The organism is Alterinioella sp., assembly GCF_058343375.1.
Genome location: NZ_JBTUJH010000020.1, coordinates 1 through 19,367, shown reverse-complemented (window position 1 = coordinate 19,367; position 19,367 = coordinate 1). Strand labels below are relative to the sequence as shown.

Here is a 19,367-nt window from a genome sequence, read left to right as displayed (position 1 = left end):
CACGCCGGGCCGGCCCGGCCCGGCGCAATCTGGTGGCATCTGGACAAAGGATGCCGCCATGATTGCTGCCATAGACAAGCCCCGCAGCCGGGCAGGCGGGCGCGCTGCACGCCGCAGCCTGCGCGCTGCCCCGCAACATGACATGCTGCCCGGCCTGCTCAACCGCCTGCCGCATTGCGAGGTGATGGATGGGGGGCAGGTAGAACGGATCGACGCGGCCTCGATGGATATCCTCGAAAACGTGGGCGTGGTGTTCCGCGACGATATCGCGCTGGCAGACTGGAGGCGGATCGGCGCGGATGTGCGGGGCGACCGGGTGCATCTGGATCGGGGGCTTGTCCGCGATCTGATCGCCACCATCCCTGCGGATTTCACCTATCACGCCAGAAACCCGGCCCATAATCTGCGCCTTGGCGGGCGCAATTCCATCTTCGTGCCAATGACCGGCGCGCCGTTTCTGCGCGATCTGGAGGGCAAGCGCCGCAATCCGCTGCTTGAAGATCTGGCGATGTTTCACAAGCTCAGCCAGATGTCTCCGGCGCTGCATTCCTCGGCGCATCACATCGTCGAGCCCTATGATCATCCGATCAGCCAGCGGCATTTGCGGATCACCTATTCCTCGATGAAATATTCCGACAAGACATTCATGGGCATGACCACAAGCCCGAAAAACGCCGAGGACGTGTTGGAAATGTGCGCGATCCTGTTCGGCGCGGACTTCATCGAAACCCACCCGGTGACGACCGGCAATTGCAATGGCAACAGCCCGCTTGTCTGGGATGAAACCATGTTGGGCGCGATGCGTGCATTTTGCAGGCGCAACCAGCCGGTTCTGTGCAGCCCCTTTGTTCTGGGCGGGGCCAACACGCCGGCATCCGTTGCGCCTGCCGTGGCGCAATTGAATGCCGAGGCGCTGAGCGCGCTGGCCTATACCCAGGTGATCCGGCGCGGCTGCCCGGCGATTTACGGTCATTACCTGTCCACCGTGTCGATGAAATCGGGGGCACCGATGGCAGGCACGCCCGAAATCAGCCTGATGAATTTCATGATCGGCCAGATGGCGCGGTTCTATGGCGTGCCGTGGCGCACGTCCGGCACGCTTGGCGGGGCCAAAACCTTTGATGCGCAGGCGGGCTATGAAAGCGCCACGACGCTGTCGGCGGTGATGCATTCAGGGGCCAATTATATCTGGCATTCAGCAGGCTGGAACGAGGCCGGAATGCATTGCGACGTCGCCAAGTTCATCGTCGATGCGGAACAATGCGCCATGGCCTACCGGATGGCCGAGGGCCCGCGATGGGATGATTTCGATGAAGGCATCGCCGCGGTGTCCGATATCGGGCCCGGCGGGCATTACCTGGGTCATCCGCATACGCAGGAGAACTTTCAACGGGCGTTTTTCATGCCGGAGTTGTTTGATAACAATTCCATCGAGCAATGGGCGGCCGAAGGCAGCGTCGAGATCACCGAGCGCGCGTTGACCAGGGCAAAGAAGATGCTGGGGGAATATCAGGAGCCAGAGCTGGATGTCGCAAAGAACGAGGCGCTGCTGGATTATATCGCGCGACGTGAGCGAGAGATACCGGCCGCCGATGCGCTCAATCAGGACTATTGATATGGCGGGCGGGGGATGCCGGGCGCGGGAAAGAATTTTCCGTAAAATTCTTGCAAATTTTTGAAGGAAAAATTTGGCGCGTGGCGCAGTCTCCCCTCTCGGCAGCGCCGACATCGTTTGCCGGGCAGTGGGCATGGATATTTGGAGCGCAAAGAAGCAGGGCGGTCATTCCCGCCCGGCCCGGTATTCCTTCCATCGCAGGTAGGCATTGGCCCCGATATCCGAGCAGGGGCGCGGCGGCAGGCGGGTGGGTTCGGGTTCTGCGCGTAGCGCGCGGGTGATGGTGCTGGTCACGCCAAGCGCCATTTCGGCGGCCCCCATTCCCGTCAGCGTGCCGCGCGCGGTTCCCAGCCCGTTCTGGCAGCAGGCGGCATGGATGCCTTCCTCGACCTCGCCCGCGACCGACACGCCATTGCGGCTGAGGCAGAGGTGGCCGGCCCAGCAATAGGCCATATTCAGCCCGCGCAGCGCCGGGAAACGATCGCCGAATTTCCGGTTATGGACATGTGCCGCGCGCATAAGCGCTGCATCGCTGGCCACCATGCCGGGTTTGAAACTGGCGCAGGTGCGGGTGATGATCCGGTTGCCCCCCTGGCCGGTATCGATCCGACGCATTGTCGTGCCCATCGGATCGGCCGGCGTGATGCCCCATCTGGGCGCGCCGCCGACCGCGCCTTCGGGCAGTTCCGGTGTCATCGAAGCATAGAGGAAGATATGCATCAGCCGCCCGGCCGCAAAGCCGAAGCTTTCAAGATGGCCATTGGTTGCAAGGATGATCAGCGGCGTTGTCACCGACCCGCGCGGCGTGCTGACATGCCAGTCATTTCCGATCCGGGCAAAGCCGGTGACCGGGCTCAGCTCGCGGATATCGGCCCCCCGCGACAGGCCCCGCGCCAGCCCGCGAATATAGCCCGCCGGTTGCAGCATCACCGTGCCCGGGGTGTAGAGGCCGGACAGGTAATAGGCGCTGCCGGTCAGGGTCTGCATCGCCTGGCCATCCAGCATCTCGCAGGGCTCTCCCAGACTGGCCAGATGGCGGGCATAGCTTTGGTTATGGGCGTGGCCCCTGGCGCTGGCGGCCCCGTTGATCTTGCCTGTCGGGTCGATAAAATCCCGGGGGATGTCATATTCCTCTGCCGCCGCCTGCGCGAAGCCAATCGCCTGCCGGTTCAGTGCAATTCGGGCTGTGTCATCGCCCGAGCCTGCGTAATCTGTTGCGGACAGATCATGCGGCAGGTCGATCATGAAGCCGGAGTTGCGCCCCGCCGCGCCTTCCGCGATGCGCCCCGCCTCCAGGATGACCACCCGCAGCGCCGGGTCGATCTGCAACGCCCGCCGGGCCGCCGAAAGACCAGCGAACCCGGCGCCGATGATCACCAGATCGGCAGTGATATCGCCCTGCAATGGCGTGGCGGGCGGCGGCTCCGGCAGGATCGCGCTCCAGGCGGCGGGGCCTTTATGGGTCGGCAGGCGTTTGGCGTGATAGGCGGTCATCGTGGCGGTGCTTTCCCGATCAGACTGTGTACAGGCGCGCGTCAATCGCATCCAGCGCGCCTGTCAGCGCCCGGCTAACGCCGCCTTCGGCCAATCTCTCGACCATCATCAGGCTCAGCGTTCCGGGGGTGGCAAGCGCCTCTTTTTCCGCCTTCAGGTTGCCGGCCTGTCGGCCCATGGCGTTCAGAAAACCGGCGACAAGCTGCGTGGTATAGAGCGCCGCGTCATCGCGGTTACCGCCCTTGGCAGCAAGCCAGTCGGCCCCGGTTTCCAGCATCGCCAGCATAGCTGGCACCATCGCGCAGATCGCGAAATGGTTGTTCAGCGCGGCCTCGCTCGCCACGGCCAAGACCGGGTTCTTGTCCCCGAAAAGCGGTTCGATCGCGGCCCCGTTCGGATAGACGGCCAGCGGGCAGCCCCCAGCCTCCAGAAAACCAAGCGGAATCATGATGGAAATATCGGTCGCAGGCGCGCACCAGGCGGCCAGATCGGCGGCGGCCACGCCCGCCATCACTGATACGATGCGCTGACCGGGGCGAAAGCGCAGTCCGGCCACAATGCTTTCGGCCAGATCCGGGCGCAGGCATAAGAACACCGTATCACAGGTATCGACCACGCCCTGATTGGGCGCGACCGTGATTGCCTCGAACGCATCCGCCAGCGCCGCCGCAACCGTTTCGCTCCGCTCTGAGACCACCACGTCACGGCCACCCCGCGCCAGCACCCGCGCCATCGGGGCGGCAATATGGCCGGTGCCGATAAATCCGATGCGGCCGGTCATACCATTTCCTCACCCGCCGCAATGGTGGTTTTCAACACGCCGACCACCTGTTCCAGCGCGCTTTTTTCATCCTCGTCCAACCCCGTCAGCGGTGGCCGCATCGGCCCGGCATCAATGCCGTTCAGGGTGACGCCATGCTTGATCCATTGGATGAACTTGCCGCCCTGTTCCAGCATCCGCATCAGCGGCAGCATCGCCGACATGATGCGGCGGCCCTTGGCGAAATCGCCATCCACCACACAGGCCCGATAGAGCGCGATATGTTCCTCGGGCAGGAAATTCGACCCGCCACAGACCCAGAAAGGTGCCCCCCAGGCGAAAAATTCCAGCGCCTGATCATCCATGCCGCAGCCCAATTGGATATGCGGGTAATCGCGGGCCAGCAGATGCACCCGGTTGATATCGCCCGAGCTTTCCTTGATGGCGCAGAAATTGCGCGACCCCCCGACCCGGTCCAGAAATTCCGCGCCCATCATGGTGCCGGTGCGCTGCGGGTAGTTATAAAGCATCACCGGCAGATCGGCGGCCTTGTCGATGGCCAGCGCGTTCAATGCATTTTCGTGGTCGGTGGGCACCGAATAGGCCGGGCTGGCCAGCAGGATGGCATCGGCCCCCATGTCACGCGCGCCCGCGGCCAGCGCGATGGACTCGGGTGTCATCATCGCGCCGGTTCCGACGACAAAGGGCACGCGGCCTGCGATGCGGTCATGGGTGAAGCGCGCCAGGTCCAGCCGCTCGGCCACGCCCTGGGCATAGTTTTCACCGGTGGAGCCGCCCGAAATGATGCCATTCACACCCGCCGCCAGCAGGTGTTCGACAACATCGGCCAGGGCGTCCAGATTGGGGCTGGCATCGGCGTGGAATGGCGTCACGACGGGGGTATAGATCCCATCGAAGCGAAAAATCGGGGTCATCATGGGGCCTTTCATGCGGTTCGCGCGCCGGGCGGGCTGCCCAGAGGCATCTCCAGCCCGCCGGGCATGACAAATGTTTCGATCCGGTTGCGCGACAGGTTCCAATGCTCAATGGCCAGGGCGGCGGCGGCATCGGCGTCGCGCGCTTGAATGGCGGCGATGATCCGGTCGTGCTGATCGGCGGCCTCGGCGATGTTTTTCGCCATCTGGGCGTCAGCCGGGCGGTAGAAGGTCATCGAAATCCGGGCGTGATCGATCAACAGGCGCCGGAAAGAGGGCAGCAGATAGATATTTCCCGCCATCTCGCCGGTGATTTCATGGAACCTGTTGTTCAGGATGGCGCGGTGGCGCGGCGATCCCTGGCGCAAAGCGGTGCGAAACTGCGCCTGTGTCGCGCTCAGCGCCTCGATCTGAGAGGGCCGCGCGTTTTCCGCCGCCAGCCGCAGGATCGCGCCATAGATCATCGGCGCGGCCAGAAAGAAATCGCGCAATGTGTTATGCGACATCTCGGATACCCGCGCGCCACGGTTCTGGCGCAGATCAACATATCCCTCGCCCGCCAACCGGCGGAACACCTCGCGCAGCGGGGTGCGTGACAGGCCGAAATTGGCGCTCAGCCGGGCCTCGTCCAGATCGGCCCCGGGCTGCATCTCCAGCGTCAGGATCGCCTCTTTCAGCCGGTCATAGGCCATGTCTTTCGGGTTGCGCGGTGTGATTGGATTCTCAGTCATGGCTTCGCCTAGCATTGATCACACACAAAGAAAATACATATTGCATACAAAAATGAAATGTGATCAGGAGTAGACCAGACAAAGCCCAATCATGGTTGGCAAGAATGCCGGAACATTTTTCTTTTCTGCTGGTCGAGGATCTGACGCATATGGCGTTTGGCTGCGCCGTCGATCCGTTGCGCATCGCCAATCTGGTCAGCGGCAGCGCGCTTTATGACTGGTCGCTGATATCGGAAAATGGCCATAGCGCGACCGCCTCGAACGGGGCTGTGACGCAGGTTGAATTCGGCACCGATCAGATGCCGCCGGCCGACCGGCTGTTCATTCTGTCCGGCATCAATGCCGCCAAACACATCACACGCCCGCTGCTGGCGGCGATCCGGCGGCAGGACCGCCTGGGGGTGCGGATCGGGGGCTTGTGTTCGGCCAGCTGGATTCTGGCGCGGGCCGGGCTGCTCGACGGGATGAAGGCCGCGATCCACTGGGAATTCCATGATGCCTTCATGGAGGAATTTCCCGATGTGAACCTGCAACGCAGCGTCTTTGTCGCCGATGAGCGGATCGTTACGGCCTCGGGCGGCACCGCCACCGCTGACCTGATGCTGTATCTGATCGAGGCAACCCATGGCCCCGATCTGGCCACCGAAGTGGCCGACCAGATGGTCTATAACACGGTGCGCGAGGCCGGGGCCGAACAGCGCGTGTCGATCCAGTCCCGCCATGGCATCCGAAACGCGCATCTGACCCGCGCCATCGCGCGCATGACCGAGACGGTGGAGGACCCGATTTCGCCCGCCATAATCGCCTCCGAGATCGGGATATCCACCCGCCAGCTTGAACGTCTCTTTGGTCGTTATCTGAATTGTTCGCCAAAGAAATATCAGGTCGATATCCGCCTGCAAAAGGCCCGCAACCTGTTGTTGCAGACCGAAATGCCGGTGACGGAAATCGCCTTTGCGGCCGGGTTCAAAAGCTCGGGCCATTTCGCGCGCGTCTACCGCACCCATTTCGGCACCAGCCCGGGCGAACAGCGCAACAGGATCACCTGAGCCGGGCACCGCTTGTCGTGTCGAAAAACAGCGCGTTTTCAGGGTCGACCGTCAGGCCCACCATGCTGCGCGCCGCAGGCTGCGTCTGTTCATGCGCTTCCACCGTCACGCGGGTTCCATCGCCGGCGGTCAGATAGTGATAGGCGACGCCGCCCAATTGTTCCGAGATGTCGACTCTATGGGTGTCGCCCTCGGCCAGGCGCAACTGCTGCGGGCGCACGCCCACGGTCACCGGGCCCTTGGCCGGGGCCGATTGCGGCTTTGGCAGGGTCATGTTGCCAAGCCCCGGCACGGTGACACCGCCACCCCCTGCGGTTGCCGGAAAGAAATTCATCGCCGGGCTGCCGATAAAGCCCGCGACAAAGCGATTATCGGGATCATTATACAGATCCAGCGGCCTGCCGACCTGTTCGACCCGGCCATCGCGCAGCACCACGATCTTGTCGGCCAGGGTCATCGCCTCGACCTGATCATGGGTGACATAGATCATCGTGGCCCCGATCTCATTATGCAGCCGCGCAATCTCGACCCGCATCTCGACGCGCAATTCGGCATCGAGATTGGACAGCGGCTCATCGAACAGAAACACTTCCGGCCCGCGCACGATGGCGCGGCCGATGGCCACGCGCTGGCGCTGCCCGCCCGACAGGGCCTTGGGCTTGCGGTTCAGGTAATCATCCAGCTTCAGCACCCGGCTGGCCTCGGCCACTTTTGCCTTGATCTCGGCCTTGGGGTAGCCGTTCATCTTCAGACCGAACCCCATGTTTTCGGCCACCGTCATATGCGGATAAAGCGCGTAGGTCTGAAACACCATCGCCACGCCGCGTTCGGCCGGGTCCATATGGGTCACGTCGCGGCCGCCGATCGCAATGGTGCCGCCGGTTGTCTCCTCCAGCCCCGCCACCATCCGCAACAGCGTGGACTTGCCGCAGCCCGAGGGGCCGACAAAGACGCAGAACTCACCATCTTCGATGTCCAGATCGACGCCATGCACAACCTGCATATCACCGTATTTCTTGATCACATTGGAAAGGGTCACGCCGGACATTCAGGGTCCTCCCGGGGAATTATCGTCAGGTCACAGTGGGAAATTGCCAATTGGTGGCCTCTTCCCCGATGCGGTGTGCTGTTGCCAGCAGATCAGGACGGAAGGCCAGAATGCTGGTCAGGGATTGTCGGCTGGTCGATGAGGCGATGGAAATGGCCCCGATGGTGCGCCCGCCCTGGGTAACAATCGGGGCCGCAATGCTGATGATCCCGGTTTCATGTTCCTCGCGGTCAAAGGCGACGCCGTCCTTGCGGATCTGGTCCAGCTCGGCCAGCAGGCTGTCGGCGCTGGAATGGGTGTTGGGCGTATAGGCCAGATAGGCCTGCTGCTGCAGCGCCCTGTCGCGGCGTTCGGGGGTCATGTTGGCCAGAATGGCCTTGCCCACCCCGGTGCAATAGGCGGGCGCGACCATGCCGGTCTGGGCCAGGGTTTCAAACCGGTCGCTGGCCTTCAGCTTGTCGACAAAGATGATCTGCCCGGCATCCATCTGCGCCAGGTGAATGTTTTCGTTCACTTTCAGCGAAAGCGCCTCGACAAAGGGCCGCGCCACAGTGGCCAGCGAGGCCTGTTTCCAGGCCGAATGCGCCAGTTTCACCAGCCGGATGCCAAGCGTATAGGTGCCAGTCTCCGGATCATGGCTCAGCATGCCCTGATTGGTCAGGGTCTGAACAATGCGATACAGCGTCGCCTTGGGGTGCGTGCTGCCTGCAAGCAGTTCCGAAAACCGCACCGGGCGGCCGTATTTTGCCACCTCGTCCAGCACGCTGAGCGCTTTGCCGACAGTGCCATCTGTTGCCTTGTTCATCATATTCTCCCGTTCGATCCGCTGTGGCGTGGCCAAAGGAATCTGTTGACAACCCTATACCGCATCAGGTTAGGATATCAACTATAGAAACTTGGTCTCGAATAATGGAACCGATTAGGGAGGAAACCATGCGATCCATTTTGAAAACTCCGCTGGCTGTGCTGGCGGCGACAACGATGCTGTCAGGGGTGGCCCTGGCGGATGCGCACGGCCTGTCCGGCACGTTTCGCATCACATCGGACATGTCGAACCCGGGGCCGCGCTCCGTGATCGAGGGGCTGGTCGCCGAATTCGGTGAAATGAATCCCGATCTGGAGATCGAGCTGACGGTTGTGGATCGCGATGCCTGGAAAACCCAGATCCGCAACGCGCTGCAGGCCGATCCGCCCGATGTCGTCAACTGGTATGCCGCAAACCGCATGGGCCCCTTTGTGGAAGCAGGCCTGTTCATGGACATCTCCGACTGGTGGGATGCCGGCGATTACGAAGGTCTGGAATCCGTGCGCGGTGCCCTGACGATGAATGACGCCCAATGGGGCGTGCCCTATACCTATTATCAATGGGGCGTCTATTACCGCGAAGACATCTTCAACGAGCTTGGCCTCAGCGAACCGGCGACCTGGGAAGAAGAGCTGGCAAACTGTCAGGTCATCGTCGATAGCGGGCGCGCCTGCTATGCCATCGGCACCCGTTTCCTGTGGACCGCCGGCGGCTGGTTCGACTATCTCAACATGCGCACCAACGGGTTTGATTTCCACATGGCCCTGGCGCGTGGCGAAATCGCCTGGACCGATGAACGTGTGCGTGAAACCTTTGCCAACTGGCGCAGCCTGATCGACATGGGCGGCTTCATCGAGGACCACCAGAACTATTCCTGGCAGGAGGCGCTGCCCTTCGTGGTCAATGGCGAAGCGGCGGCCTATCTGATGGGCAATTTTGCCGTCGATCAGCTGCGCCGGGCCGGTCTGACCGATGATCAGCTCGATTTCTACCAGTTCCCGGTGATCACCGAGGGCCTGGCACTGGGCGAAGATGCGCCCACCGACACATTCCACGTGCCATCCGGTGCCCAGAATGTCGAGGCCGCGCGGGCCTTCCTGCAATTCGTGACCTCGGCCGATGTTCAAACCCGCATCAACGGGCCCGATGGTCTGGGCCAGTTGCCGGTCAATGCCAATGCCGAAGTGGCCGATGATGAATTCATCCAGCAGGGCTTCACGATGCTGAGCCAGAACGCCACCGGCGGGATCGCACAGTTCTTTGACCGTGATTTCCCGGCTGAAATGGCGGCAATCGGTATGGAAGGGCTTCAGGAATTCATGGTCTTCCCGGATAATCTGGACGACATTCTCGAGCGTCTGGAAGCCGACCGTCAGCGGATCTACCAGTAACAAGACCCGCGCGCGCTCTGCCTGTATATGGCGGGGCGCGCGCGTGCGTGCGCCTCATTTCCCTTTTGACCACAGCCCATTCGCAAGCCGCAGCCGGTTTCCGAATGCGTTGTCCAGCAGGAAGGCAAGGACATGACCCCGACCGCCCCGCAACAGACCTGGTTCAAGCGCCACAAGATGACGCTGACGCCGCTCCTGTTTCTGCTGCCGGGCATCCTTTTTTTCTCGCTCTACGTGATCATTCCGATCTTTCAATCCTTCAACATCTCGCTTTACCGATGGGACGGGATGGGTGAAGCGACCTGGGTCGGTATCGGCAATTATCAGGAACTGATGGGTGATCGAAATTTCGAAATATCGTTGTGGAACAACGTCAAATGGTTGGCGCTCTATCTGCTGGCAATCCCCGCCGGTCTCTTCATCGCGCTGTTTCTCAATCAGACGGTGCCGGGCATCCGGCTCTATAAATCGCTGTTTTTCTTTCCCTTCGTGATTTCGCAGGTCGTGGTGGGGCTGGTCTTCACCTGGTTCTACCTGCCGCGCGTTGGCCTGTTGAACGCGACGCTCGAATTTCTCGGGCTCGGATCGCTCAACATCCTTGGTGATCCGACCCTGGCCACCTATGGCATCATTGCCGCCGGTCTGTGGCCGCAGACCGCCTATTGCATGATCCTCTATCTGACCGGGTTGAACGCGGTCGATCCCGAACAGATCGAGGCGGCGCGGCTGGATGGGGCCAAGGGCATCAAGATGCTGTGGTATGTGGTTCTGCCGCAACTCAAGCCCGCCACCTTCATCGCCTTTGTGGTCACCATCATCGGCGCGCTGCGCTCCTTCGATCTGATTTCGATCATGACCAATGGCGGCCCGTTTGGATCGACCCGCGTGCTCAGCTTCTACATGTTTGAACGCGCGCTGTCCGAATATGGCTTCCGCATGGGATATGGCTCGGCCATCGCGGTGGTGCTGTTTCTGATCATGCTGGTCTTCATCGCCTATTTCCTGTGGTCGATGTGGCGTGACGAACGCCCGTCGCGGCATTGAGCGGGAGGGCAGTCAGATGTTTCCCACCCCGATCCAGAAACGCAGCCGCAAGGTGCAACTGACCTATCAGAGCTTTCTGCCCGTGGCCTTGATCCTGTGGCTGGCCCCGCTGATTGCGGTGGCGGGTTTTTCCATCCGTCCAGGCGTGGATTTCGCGCAGGGAAATTACTGGGGGATGCCGTCCTCATTCGAGCTCTTCAGCAATTATGGCCGGGTGTTCTTTGACAGCGACATGCCGCGCTATATGCTGAATTCCCTGATGATCACGATTCCCACCGTGATCGGCGCCGTGGCCCTTAGCTGCATGACCGGCTTTGCGCTTGGCATTTACCGGTTCCGGGGCAACCTGCTGATCTTCTTCATGTTCATCGCGGGCAATTTCGTGCCCTTCCAGATCCTGATGGTGCCGGTGCGCGATCTGACCGTTGGCATGGGGCTGTATGACACCAAACTGGGCCTGATCCTGTTTCACGTCGCATTCCAGACCGGGTTCTGCACCCTGTTCATGCGCAATTTCATCAAGGCGCTGCCGGTCGAACTGATCGAGGCCGCCCGCGTCGAAGGCGTCGCGGAATGGCAGATATTCTGGTATGTCGTCCTGCCGCTGATGCGCCCGGCCATCGCGGCGCTGTCGGTGCTGATCTTCACCTTCATCTGGAATGATTACTTCTGGGCCATCGTGCTGACGCAAGGCCCCGGCGCGCAGCCGGTGACCGCCGGCATCACCTCGTTCAATTCGCAATATGTGGCGCAATATAATCTGATGAGCGCCGGCAGCATCGTGGCGGCCATTCCGCCGGTGGTGATGTTCTTTGCCATGCAACGGCATTTCATCGCCGGTCTGACCTTGGGGGCGGTGAAGTAATGCCCTGCTGGCGGCTCGATGATGGGCGTCAAACGCTGGTGCTGGGATCAGACCGGGACCATCTGGCCCAGATCATCTATTGGGGTCCGCGCCTGCCCGATGCCGAAGACCTGACAACCCTGTGCGCGGCCCATGCCATCGACCTGACCGGGGCCATGCTGGATGCCAACCCGGACCTGTCGATCTGCCCCGAGGCCTCGCGCAGTTTTCCGGGCCAGCCCGGCCTGATCCTGCGGGCGCGCGACGGCGCGCCGATCTTGCCGGAATTTCGCTTCGAGACGGCCGAAGCGGGGCCGGGCGCGCTGGGGCTCAGCTATGTCGACCGGGCGCAGGGCCTGACCTACCGGGCGCAGTTCTCGATCGATCCCGAAACCCATATGATCGTGGCGCAGGCAACGCTCGAGGCGCAAGACCCGGTCTATCTGGACTGGCTGTCCGCGCCGGTCTTTCCCGCGCCACAGCTTTGCGATGAGATGATCGATTTTTCCGGGCGCTGGTGTGGTGAATTTCAGCAAAACCGCACGCCCTGGTCGCCCGGCATGCGCGCCCGCGACAATCGCACCGGGCGCACGGGCCATGAACATTTCCCCGGCCTGATCCTGCCCTGCCGGGGGGCCAGCAATACGGCGGGTCAGGTGTGGGCCTTTCACTATGGCTGGTCGGGGGGGCACAGGATGGTGGCCGAGGAATTGCCCGATGGCCGCCGCCAGATCCAGTTCGGCCATGCCACCGGCATTGAAACCGCGCCCGCCACCCGGTTCGAGACCGCGCCGCTTTATGCCGTGTTCTCACAAGGTGGCCTCAATGGCTGCGCGGTCGCCTTCCAGCGCCACCTGCGCGACCGGATCCTGCAGCTCCCCGATCCGGCGCGCCCGCGCCCGGTGCATTACAATTGCTGGGAGGCGGTCTATTTCACCCACGACCCGGCCATTTTGCAAGATATCGCCACCCGTGCCGCCGCCCTTGGGGCCGAACGGTTCGTGCTCGATGACGGCTGGTTCGGCACCCGCGACGATGACACATCATCCTTGTCTGATTGGCTGGTGGACCGGCGCAAATACCCCGAAGGCCTGACCCCGCTGATTGACCATATCCACGGCCTCGGAATGAGCTTTGGTCTCTGGTTCGAGCCGGAGATGATCAGCCCCGATAGCGACATTTACCGCGCCCATCCTGATTGGGCACTTGGCGGCAAGGACCAGATCCTGGGCCGAAACCAGATGGTGCTGGATATGGGCCGCGCCGATGTGCGCGATTTCCTGTTCGACCGGATCGGCGCAATCCTGAAAACCCACGCCATCGACTATATCAAATGGGATCATAACCGGGTGCTGCCCAGCCCCGACGCGGCCCAGACACGCGGCACCTATGCCTTGATCGACCGGCTGCGCGCCGCCTTTCCGATGGTCGAGATCGAAAGCTGCGCCTCGGGCGGCGGCCGGATTGATTTCGGCATTCTCAGCCGCACGCACCGGGTCTGGCTATCGGACAGCAATGATGCGCTGGAACGGCTCCGCATACAGCATGACGCGGCGCTGTTTCTGCCCGCCTGTGTCACCGGATCGCATGTCGGGCCGCGCAAATGCCACACCTCGGGGCGCAGCCTCGATATCGGGTTTCGCGCCTGGGTGGCGGCGCAGCGCCATATCGGGTTCGAGATGGACCCGCGCGAATTGACCATTGCGGAAACCACCATCCTGAAACATGTCACGGCCTGGTGGAAAGCCAATCGGGGCTGGATGTTTTCCGCCGATATCCTGCGCCTCGACAGCCCCGATCCTTGCGTGATCGCCGAACAGCAACTGGCGCAGGGCGGGGGCCGGTTCGTGGTCTTTGCCGGCAAATCGGCGGCCTCAAGCCAGATCGCCCCCCGGCCCCTGCGCCTGACCCGGTTGTCGCCCGATGCGCTCTATCGTATCGAGCTGATCAATCGCTCCGATGCCGGGCCGCTGTCGCGCGGCAACCCGGCGCTGAAATCCGGGCCGATCACGCTTGGCGGCGCGTATCTGATGAATCATGGGCTGACCCTGCCATGGAGTTTTCCCGAAACCATGTGGGTAATTGAAGGGAATTTGTTGTGACCAAGGACCGCAGAAACCGCGCCTGGTATGGCAAGGCCGACAAGGATGGCTTCATTCACCGCAGCTGGATGAAAAATCAGGGCTTTCCCGATCACGTCTTTGATGGCCGCCCGGTGATTGGCATCTGCAACACCTGGTCCGAGCTTACGCCGTGCAATTCCGGCCTGCGTGATCTGGCCGAAGGCGTCAAACGCGGCGTCTGGGAGGCCGGTGGTTTTCCGGTCGAGTTTCCGGTGATGTCGCTGGGCGAAACCCAGATGAAACCCACCGCGATGCTGTTTCGCAACCTGCTGGCGATGGATGTAGAGGAATCGATCCGCGCCTATGGCATTGATGGCGTGGTGCTGCTGGGGGGCTGTGACAAGACCACACCGGGCCAGTTGATGGGGGCGGCCTCGGTTGATCTGCCCTCGATCGTGGTCAGTGCGGGGCCGATGCTGAACGGCAAATGGCAGGGCCGGGATATCGGCTCGGGCACTGATGTGTGGAAATTTTCCGAGGCCGTGCGCGCCGGTGACATGACGCTCAAGGATTTCATGGCGGCGGAATCGGGCATGTCGCGCTCCAAGGGCGTCTGCATGACGATGGGCACGGCCTCGACCATGGCCGCGATCGTGGAGGCGATGGGCATGTGCCTGCCGACCAATGCCGCCCTTCCGGCGGTGGATGCGCGGCGCATGGCGCTGGCACATCTGAGCGGCAAGCGGATCGTGGAAATGGTCGATGAGGATCTGAAACCGTCTGATATTCTGACCCGCGAAGCCTTTGAAAACGCCATCCTCGCCAATGCCGCCGTGGGCGGGTCCACCAATTCCGTGGTGCATCTGCTGGCGCTGGCCGGGCGCGTCGGCATTGACCTGAGCCTCAAGGATTTCGAACTTGGCGCAGACATCCCGTTGCTGGTCAACTGCATGCCATCGGGCAAATACCTGATGGAAGATTTCTGCTATGCGGGCGGGATGCCTGTCGTGCTCAAGGAACTGGCGCATCTCCTGCGGCCCTCGCGGACGATCCTCGGCGGTGACATTTCGGCCTATGCAGACGGGGCCGAATGCTGGAACCGCGATGTGATCCGGGCCTTTGACGCGCCTTTGAAACCGGCGGCCGGGCTGCGGGTGCTGCGCGGCAATCTGGCCCCTGACGGGGCCATCCTGAAACCCTCCGCCGCCACCGATGCCCTGCTGGAACATGAAGGCGCGGCGCATGTGTTCGAAAATATCGAGGATCTGAAGGCCAATATCGACCGCGAAGACCTGGCCGTGACCCCGCAAACCATTCTGGTCCTCAAGGGCTGTGGACCCAAGGGCTATCCCGGCATGCCCGAAGTGGGAAACATGCCGATCCCCAGGAAACTGGTGCAGCAAGGTGTGCGCGATATGGTGCGGATCTCGGATGCCCGCATGTCCGGCACTGCCTATGGCACTGTCATTCTGCATGTCGCGCCCGAGGCGCAGGCGGGCGGGCCACTGGCGCTGGTGAAAACCGGTGATCGCATCCGCGTCTCGGCCCGCGACGGGGTGCTCGAATTGCTGGTCGATGAGGCCGAGCTTGCCGCGCGCCGCGCCGTCTGGCAGCCCGATCCGCCGCATTACACAAGAGGCTATGCCAAGCTCTATATTGAGACCGTGATGCAGGCCGACAAAGGCGCGGATCTGGATTTCCTCGTCGGCAAGGATACCCGCCCGGTGACGCGGGAAAGCCACTGACATGCAAGGCCGGACCCGAAAATTCTTCCAGAAGAATTTTCCGACCAAAGATTTTTCGGGAAAAATCTTCCCGGTGAGGATTTGAAACAATGACTGACCAGGCAAGATATCCTGACCTTGACGGGGCCTCCGTCTTCATCACCGGCGGCGGTTCCGGCATCGGTGCCCGCCTGACCGAAGGCTTCCTGCGCCAAGGTGCAAAGGTCGCTTTCGTGCAGCGCTCGGATGCCTCGGATTTCGTCGAGGAAATGGAGACCGCAACCGGCAATCGCCCATTTTACATGCCATGCGACATCACCGATATCGCGGCGCTTCAGAGCTGCATTGATCAGGCGGCGGCGGCACATGGGGGGGTGACAATCCTGGTCAACAACGCCGCCAATGACAAACGCCACGCCACCGCAGAGGTGACCGAGGAATTCTGGGATTGGAACCAGGCGATCAATCTCAAATCATATTTCTTCGCCTGTCAGGCGGTGATGCCCGGCATGAAGGCCGCGGGCGGCGGCGCGATCATCAATTTCTCCTCGATCTCCTACATGATGGGCAATGCGGGCTACCCCTCCTACACCGCCGCCAACGGGGCCATCACCGCCATGACCCGGTCGCTGGCGCGTGAATTTGGCCCCGACCGCATCCGCGTCAACGCGCTGGCCCCGGGCTGGGTTCTGACGCAGAAACAAAAGGATCTGTGGGTCACGCCCGAGGCGCTGGCGGGCCATCTCGACCGGCAATGCCTGAAGGATGCGCTGGCCCCCGAAGACATCGTCGGCGGGGTGTTGTTTCTGGCCTCGAACACGTCAAGAATGATGACAGGGCAGGTGCTTGTCATAGATGGTGGCGTGGTCACGACGGGGTGAATGATATGGAAAATCTGACCTGGATCGCGGTTGACTGGGGCACGACGCATCTGCGCGCCTTCGCAATGGGTGCCGGTGGTCTGGTGCTGGACAAGGCGCAGTCAGCCGACGGTATGGGCAGTCTTGCGCCGCCCGAATTTGAACCCGCATTGTTGCGCCTTGTCGGGCCGTGGCTTGGCCGCGCGCCTGTCACGGTTCTGGCCTGCGGCATGGTCGGTGCACGGCAAGGCTGGGTCGAGGCCGCCTATCAACCGGTCCCCTGCAAACCGGGCAGCGCCGGGCTGACCCGCGCGCCCGCGCAGGATCCGCGCCTTGATGTCCTGATCCTGCCCGGCCTGTCACAGGCCAGCCCGCCCGATGTGATGCGCGGCGAGGAAACCCAGATTCTGGGCATCCTGGCCCAAAACCCCAATTTCGACGGTGTCATCTGCCTGCCCGGCACCCATACCAAATGGGCCCATGTCAGCGCCGGCGAAATTGTCAGTTTTCAGACCGCAATGACCGGTGAGCTCTTCGCCCTGCTGGCGGAAAAATCCGTGCTGCGCCATTCGGTCGGCAGCGCTGATCTGGACCGGGACGCTTTTGATGCGGCCATCGCCGACACGCTTTCGCGCCCCGAGCGCCTGGCGCAGGCCTTGTTCGGCATTCGGGCCGCAAGCCTTCTGCAAACCCAATCAGACAGCGCTGCGCGCGGGCGGCTGTCAGGCCTGCTGATCGGCGCTGAACTGGCCGCGACACGGCCCTATTGGCTGGGCCGCGAGATCGCCATTGCCGGTGCGCCGGCGCTGTCTGACCTCTATGCGCGCGCGTTGAAATCACAAGGCGTTTCGGTGGCGGTAATGCCGGGCGACGATCTTGCCCTGCACGGGTTGCGCCTTGCCTATGAAACGCTTGCAAAGGCCACGATATGAGCCGACCGATCATTGCCATATTGCGCGGCATTCAGCCCATGGAGGCCGTCGATATCTGCGCGGTGCTGATCGCGGCCGGGATCACCCGGATCGAGGTGCCGCTCAACTCGCCCGACCCCTTTGACAGCATCGCCGCGATGGCGCGCGCGCATGGCACGGATGCGCAGATCGGGGCGGGCACGGTGCTGACCATTGCAGATGTCGGGCGGGTCGATGCGGCCGGTGGCCGGCTGATCGTGTCGCCCAATATGGATGCTGATGTGATCCGGGAAACCAGGCGCCGCAACATGATCAGCTATCCCGGCGTGATGACGCCCACCGAATGTTTCGCCGCCCTGCAGGCCGGGGCTGACGGGCTGAAAATATTCCCCGCCAGCCTGATCGGCCCCGGCGGCATCACAGCCATCCGCGCGGTGCTACCGACCGATACGCAGCTCTTTGCCGTGGGCGGTGCGGGCCCCGACAGTTTCGCGGCCTGGTGGCAGGCAGGCATCAGCGGCTTTGGCATCGGCACCGCGATCTACAGGCCGGGGCTGTCAGTGGCCGAGGTCGCAACCCGCGCCAGAACCATCGTCACCGCTTTTGACGCGGTCACGAAATGGAGTTGAGCATCTTTGATCCCCGGCCCTGTGATCTGGGCGAAGGGCCTTTGTGGCACCCCACGCGTAAACAGCTTTTCTGGTTTGATATCAACGGAATGCGCATGATGTGCAGCGGCGGTGAGTGGCAATTTGATCGCCCGGTTTCCGCCGCCGGTTGGATCAGCGATACAGCGCTGCTGATTGCCACCAGCCGGGATCTGATCCGCTTCGACATTGAAACCGGTGCCCAGGAACCGGTCGCCGCGCTGGAGGCTGACAATCCCATGACCCGCTCCAATGATGGCCGCGCCGATCCCTGGGGCGGGTTCTGGATCGGCACCATGGGCCGGCAGGCCGAACCGGGCGCCGGCGCGATCTACCGCTATTATCAGGGTGAGATGCGCCAGCTCTTCCCCGGCATCACCATCCCCAATGCGATCTGTTTCGCGCCCGATGGGCTCTATGCGCATTTCGCCGATACCGCGCGCGGCATCGTTTGGCGGCAGGCGTTGGCGGATGCCGATGGCTGGCCCTCGGGCGACCCTGAGATCTATCTCGACCATGGCGCGGATGGCCCCAATCCTGACGGGGCGGTGATGGATGCCGCAGGCAATTTCTGCTGTGCCGAATGGGGCAGTTCGCGGGTGCGCTGCTACGCGCCGTCAGGCGCGGTTCTGCGTGATATCTGCCTGCCGGTCTCGCAGCCAACCTGCCCGGCCTTCGGCGGCTCGGATCTCTATGTCACCACCGCGCGCCAGGGTTTGAGTGCGGCGTCCCTGGCCGAGGAGCCGCTGGCGGGCCAGGTTTTCGTGGCGCGGGGCGTGGCCCTTGGGCAATTCGAGCATAAGGTGATCTTGTGAAACGCACGCTAGGCACCTGTTACTACCCCGAACATTGGCCGGAAGATCAATGGCCCAGGGATGCCGCCCGCATGGCCGGGATCGGCCTGACCTGGGTGCGGATCGGTGAATTTGCCTGGTCGCGGCTGGAATCCGCCCCGGGCGATCTGCGCTTTGACTGGCTCGACCGCGCCATTGATGTGCTGGGGCAGGCCGGGCTCAAGGTGGTGCTGGGCACCCCCACGGCGACGCCGCCGCGCTGGATGCTGGATCGCCATCCCGACATGCTGGCGCTGGATGATCAGGGCCGTGCGCGCCGGTTCGGATCCCGCAGGCATTATTGTTTCAGCCATGACGGATACCGGGCCGAGGCCGTGCGCATCACCCGCCTGCTGGCCGAACGCTATGGCCGCAACCCCCATATCGGGGCCTGGCAGACCGATAATGAATATGGCTGCCATGATACCACCCTGTCCTATTCGGATGCCGCGCGGCACGCGTTCCGCGACTGGTGCGCGCAGCGCTATCAATCACCCGATGCGCTGAACCGGGCCTGGGGCAATGTGTTCTGGTCGATGGAGTATGACAGCTTTGACCAGATCGACCTGCCCAACCTGACCGTGACCGAACCCAACCCGGCCCATGCCATGGC

General features: G+C 62.6%; 18 protein-coding genes. 12 read left to right on the top strand and 6 right to left on the bottom strand.

The window, feature by feature from the left end; all coding sequences use genetic code 11:
- Positions 1–58: 58 nt before the first annotated feature.
- Entirely contained in the window at positions 59–1,615 is a 1,557-nt protein-coding gene (locus tag ACW8PS_RS03850; RefSeq protein ID WP_491525958.1) for a trimethylamine methyltransferase family protein, read from the top strand.
- Positions 1,616–1,780: 165 nt separating this feature from the next.
- On the opposite strand, the gene ACW8PS_RS03845 is transcribed toward ACW8PS_RS03850, so the two are convergent.
- The 4 genes from ACW8PS_RS03845 to ACW8PS_RS03830 are packed head-to-tail and all read right to left on the bottom strand — an operon-like array spanning position 1,781 to position 5,535.
- A complete protein-coding gene (locus ACW8PS_RS03845) occupies positions 1,781–3,109 on the bottom strand; it encodes an NAD(P)/FAD-dependent oxidoreductase (RefSeq protein WP_491525969.1) in 1,329 nt (442 codons plus the stop codon).
- A 19-nt stretch (positions 3,110–3,128) separates the two neighbouring features.
- The gene (locus ACW8PS_RS03840) at positions 3,129–3,890 is read right to left on the bottom strand and encodes an NAD(P)-binding domain-containing protein (protein ID WP_491525956.1); all 762 of its coding nucleotides are present in this window, start codon (positions 3,888–3,890) and stop codon (positions 3,129–3,131) included.
- On the bottom strand, positions 3,887–4,804 hold the full coding sequence (locus ACW8PS_RS03835; RefSeq protein ID WP_491525968.1) for a dihydrodipicolinate synthase family protein: 918 nt from the start codon (positions 4,802–4,804) through the stop codon (positions 3,887–3,889). Before ACW8PS_RS03835 ends, ACW8PS_RS03840 begins: the two co-directional genes overlap by 4 nt.
- Before the next feature lie 11 nt (positions 4,805–4,815).
- Positions 4,816–5,535: a GntR family transcriptional regulator gene (locus ACW8PS_RS03830; RefSeq protein WP_491525955.1), complete on the bottom strand. Its 720-nt coding sequence runs from the start codon at positions 5,533–5,535 to the stop codon at positions 4,816–4,818.
- Positions 5,536–5,639: 104 nt separating this feature from the next.
- Between ACW8PS_RS03830 and ACW8PS_RS03825 the strand changes: the two genes are divergently transcribed.
- Positions 5,640–6,584 carry a GlxA family transcriptional regulator gene (locus ACW8PS_RS03825; RefSeq protein WP_491525954.1) on the top strand — a complete coding sequence of 315 codons (945 nt, stop codon included), beginning with the start codon at positions 5,640–5,642 and terminating at the stop codon, positions 6,582–6,584.
- On the opposite strand, the gene ACW8PS_RS03820 is transcribed toward ACW8PS_RS03825, so the two are convergent.
- Both ACW8PS_RS03820 and ACW8PS_RS03815 read right to left on the bottom strand, forming a co-directional pair.
- The gene (locus ACW8PS_RS03820; protein WP_491525953.1) at positions 6,577–7,632 is read right to left on the bottom strand and encodes an ABC transporter ATP-binding protein; all 1,056 of its coding nucleotides are present in this window, start codon (positions 7,630–7,632) and stop codon (positions 6,577–6,579) included. The genes ACW8PS_RS03825 and ACW8PS_RS03820 overlap by 8 nt on opposite strands.
- Before the next feature lie 25 nt (positions 7,633–7,657).
- Positions 7,658–8,440, bottom strand: coding sequence for an IclR family transcriptional regulator (locus ACW8PS_RS03815; RefSeq protein WP_491525952.1), 783 nt, complete (start codon positions 8,438–8,440; stop codon positions 7,658–7,660).
- A 125-nt stretch (positions 8,441–8,565) separates the two neighbouring features.
- Between ACW8PS_RS03815 and ACW8PS_RS03810 the strand changes: the two genes are divergently transcribed.
- The 10 genes from ACW8PS_RS03810 to ACW8PS_RS03765 all read left to right on the top strand — a co-directional run.
- Positions 8,566–9,828, top strand: coding sequence for an ABC transporter substrate-binding protein (locus ACW8PS_RS03810; RefSeq protein ID WP_491525951.1), 1,263 nt, complete (start codon positions 8,566–8,568; stop codon positions 9,826–9,828).
- A 132-nt stretch (positions 9,829–9,960) separates the two neighbouring features.
- Positions 9,961–10,872 (top strand): carbohydrate ABC transporter permease, encoded by a 912-nt coding sequence (locus ACW8PS_RS03805; RefSeq protein WP_491525950.1) that lies wholly within the window; start codon positions 9,961–9,963, stop codon positions 10,870–10,872.
- A 16-nt stretch (positions 10,873–10,888) separates the two neighbouring features.
- Positions 10,889–11,737 carry a carbohydrate ABC transporter permease gene (locus ACW8PS_RS03800; RefSeq protein WP_491525949.1) on the top strand — a complete coding sequence of 283 codons (849 nt, stop codon included), beginning with the start codon at positions 10,889–10,891 and terminating at the stop codon, positions 11,735–11,737.
- Positions 11,737–13,818, top strand: coding sequence for an alpha-galactosidase (locus ACW8PS_RS03795; protein ID WP_491525948.1), 2,082 nt, complete (start codon positions 11,737–11,739; stop codon positions 13,816–13,818). Before ACW8PS_RS03800 ends, ACW8PS_RS03795 begins: the two co-directional genes overlap by 1 nt.
- The gene (locus ACW8PS_RS03790) at positions 13,815–15,524 is read left to right on the top strand and encodes an IlvD/Edd family dehydratase (protein ID WP_491525947.1); all 1,710 of its coding nucleotides are present in this window, start codon (positions 13,815–13,817) and stop codon (positions 15,522–15,524) included. Before ACW8PS_RS03795 ends, ACW8PS_RS03790 begins: the two co-directional genes overlap by 4 nt.
- An 89-nt stretch (positions 15,525–15,613) precedes the next feature.
- Positions 15,614–16,384, top strand: coding sequence for an SDR family NAD(P)-dependent oxidoreductase (locus ACW8PS_RS03785; protein ID WP_491525946.1), 771 nt, complete (start codon positions 15,614–15,616; stop codon positions 16,382–16,384).
- 5 nt (positions 16,385–16,389) lie between these two features.
- Positions 16,390–17,295, top strand: coding sequence for a 2-dehydro-3-deoxygalactonokinase (locus ACW8PS_RS03780; protein ID WP_491525945.1), 906 nt, complete (start codon positions 16,390–16,392; stop codon positions 17,293–17,295).
- Positions 17,292–17,903, top strand: a complete 612-nt coding sequence (locus ACW8PS_RS03775) for a 2-dehydro-3-deoxy-6-phosphogalactonate aldolase (protein ID WP_491525944.1) — start codon at positions 17,292–17,294, stop codon at positions 17,901–17,903. Before ACW8PS_RS03780 ends, ACW8PS_RS03775 begins: the two co-directional genes overlap by 4 nt.
- The gene (locus ACW8PS_RS03770) at positions 17,894–18,736 is read left to right on the top strand and encodes an SMP-30/gluconolactonase/LRE family protein (protein ID WP_491525943.1); all 843 of its coding nucleotides are present in this window, start codon (positions 17,894–17,896) and stop codon (positions 18,734–18,736) included. The genes ACW8PS_RS03775 and ACW8PS_RS03770 overlap by 10 nt, the downstream gene beginning before the upstream one ends.
- A partial coding sequence (locus tag ACW8PS_RS03765; protein ID WP_491525942.1) for a beta-galactosidase occupies positions 18,733–19,367 on the top strand: 635 nt, incomplete at its 3' end. The genes ACW8PS_RS03770 and ACW8PS_RS03765, both read left to right, overlap by 4 nt.

Bases quoted from the DNA above. Each gene is read 5' to 3' on its own strand.
- ACW8PS_RS03785 (WP_491525946.1), top strand. From the start codon at position 15,614: ATGACTGACCAGGCAAGATATCCTGACCTTGACGGGGCCTCCGTCTTC.
- ACW8PS_RS03800 (WP_491525949.1), top strand. From the start codon at position 10,889: ATGTTTCCCACCCCGATCCAGAAACGCAGCCGCAAGGTGCAACTGACC.
- ACW8PS_RS03850 (WP_491525958.1), top strand. From the start codon at position 59: ATGATTGCTGCCATAGACAAGCCCCGCAGCCGGGCAGGCGGGCGCGCT.
- ACW8PS_RS03830 (WP_491525955.1), bottom strand. From the start codon at position 5,535: ATGACTGAGAATCCAATCACACCGCGCAACCCGAAAGACATGGCCTAT.
- ACW8PS_RS03770 (WP_491525943.1), top strand. From the start codon at position 17,894: ATGGAGTTGAGCATCTTTGATCCCCGGCCCTGTGATCTGGGCGAAGGG.
- ACW8PS_RS03835 (WP_491525968.1), bottom strand. From the start codon at position 4,804: ATGACCCCGATTTTTCGCTTCGATGGGATCTATACCCCCGTCGTGACG.
- ACW8PS_RS03805 (WP_491525950.1), top strand. From the start codon at position 9,961: ATGACCCCGACCGCCCCGCAACAGACCTGGTTCAAGCGCCACAAGATG.
- ACW8PS_RS03775 (WP_491525944.1), top strand. From the start codon at position 17,292: ATGAGCCGACCGATCATTGCCATATTGCGCGGCATTCAGCCCATGGAG.
- ACW8PS_RS03780 (WP_491525945.1), top strand. From the start codon at position 16,390: ATGGAAAATCTGACCTGGATCGCGGTTGACTGGGGCACGACGCATCTG.
- ACW8PS_RS03815 (WP_491525952.1), bottom strand. From the start codon at position 8,440: ATGATGAACAAGGCAACAGATGGCACTGTCGGCAAAGCGCTCAGCGTG.
- ACW8PS_RS03840 (WP_491525956.1), bottom strand. From the start codon at position 3,890: ATGACCGGCCGCATCGGATTTATCGGCACCGGCCATATTGCCGCCCCG.
- ACW8PS_RS03845 (WP_491525969.1), bottom strand. From the start codon at position 3,109: ATGACCGCCTATCACGCCAAACGCCTGCCGACCCATAAAGGCCCCGCC.
- ACW8PS_RS03825 (WP_491525954.1), top strand. From the start codon at position 5,640: ATGCCGGAACATTTTTCTTTTCTGCTGGTCGAGGATCTGACGCATATG.
- ACW8PS_RS03810 (WP_491525951.1), top strand. From the start codon at position 8,566: ATGCGATCCATTTTGAAAACTCCGCTGGCTGTGCTGGCGGCGACAACG.
- ACW8PS_RS03795 (WP_491525948.1), top strand. From the start codon at position 11,737: ATGCCCTGCTGGCGGCTCGATGATGGGCGTCAAACGCTGGTGCTGGGA.
- ACW8PS_RS03820 (WP_491525953.1), bottom strand. From the start codon at position 7,632: ATGTCCGGCGTGACCCTTTCCAATGTGATCAAGAAATACGGTGATATG.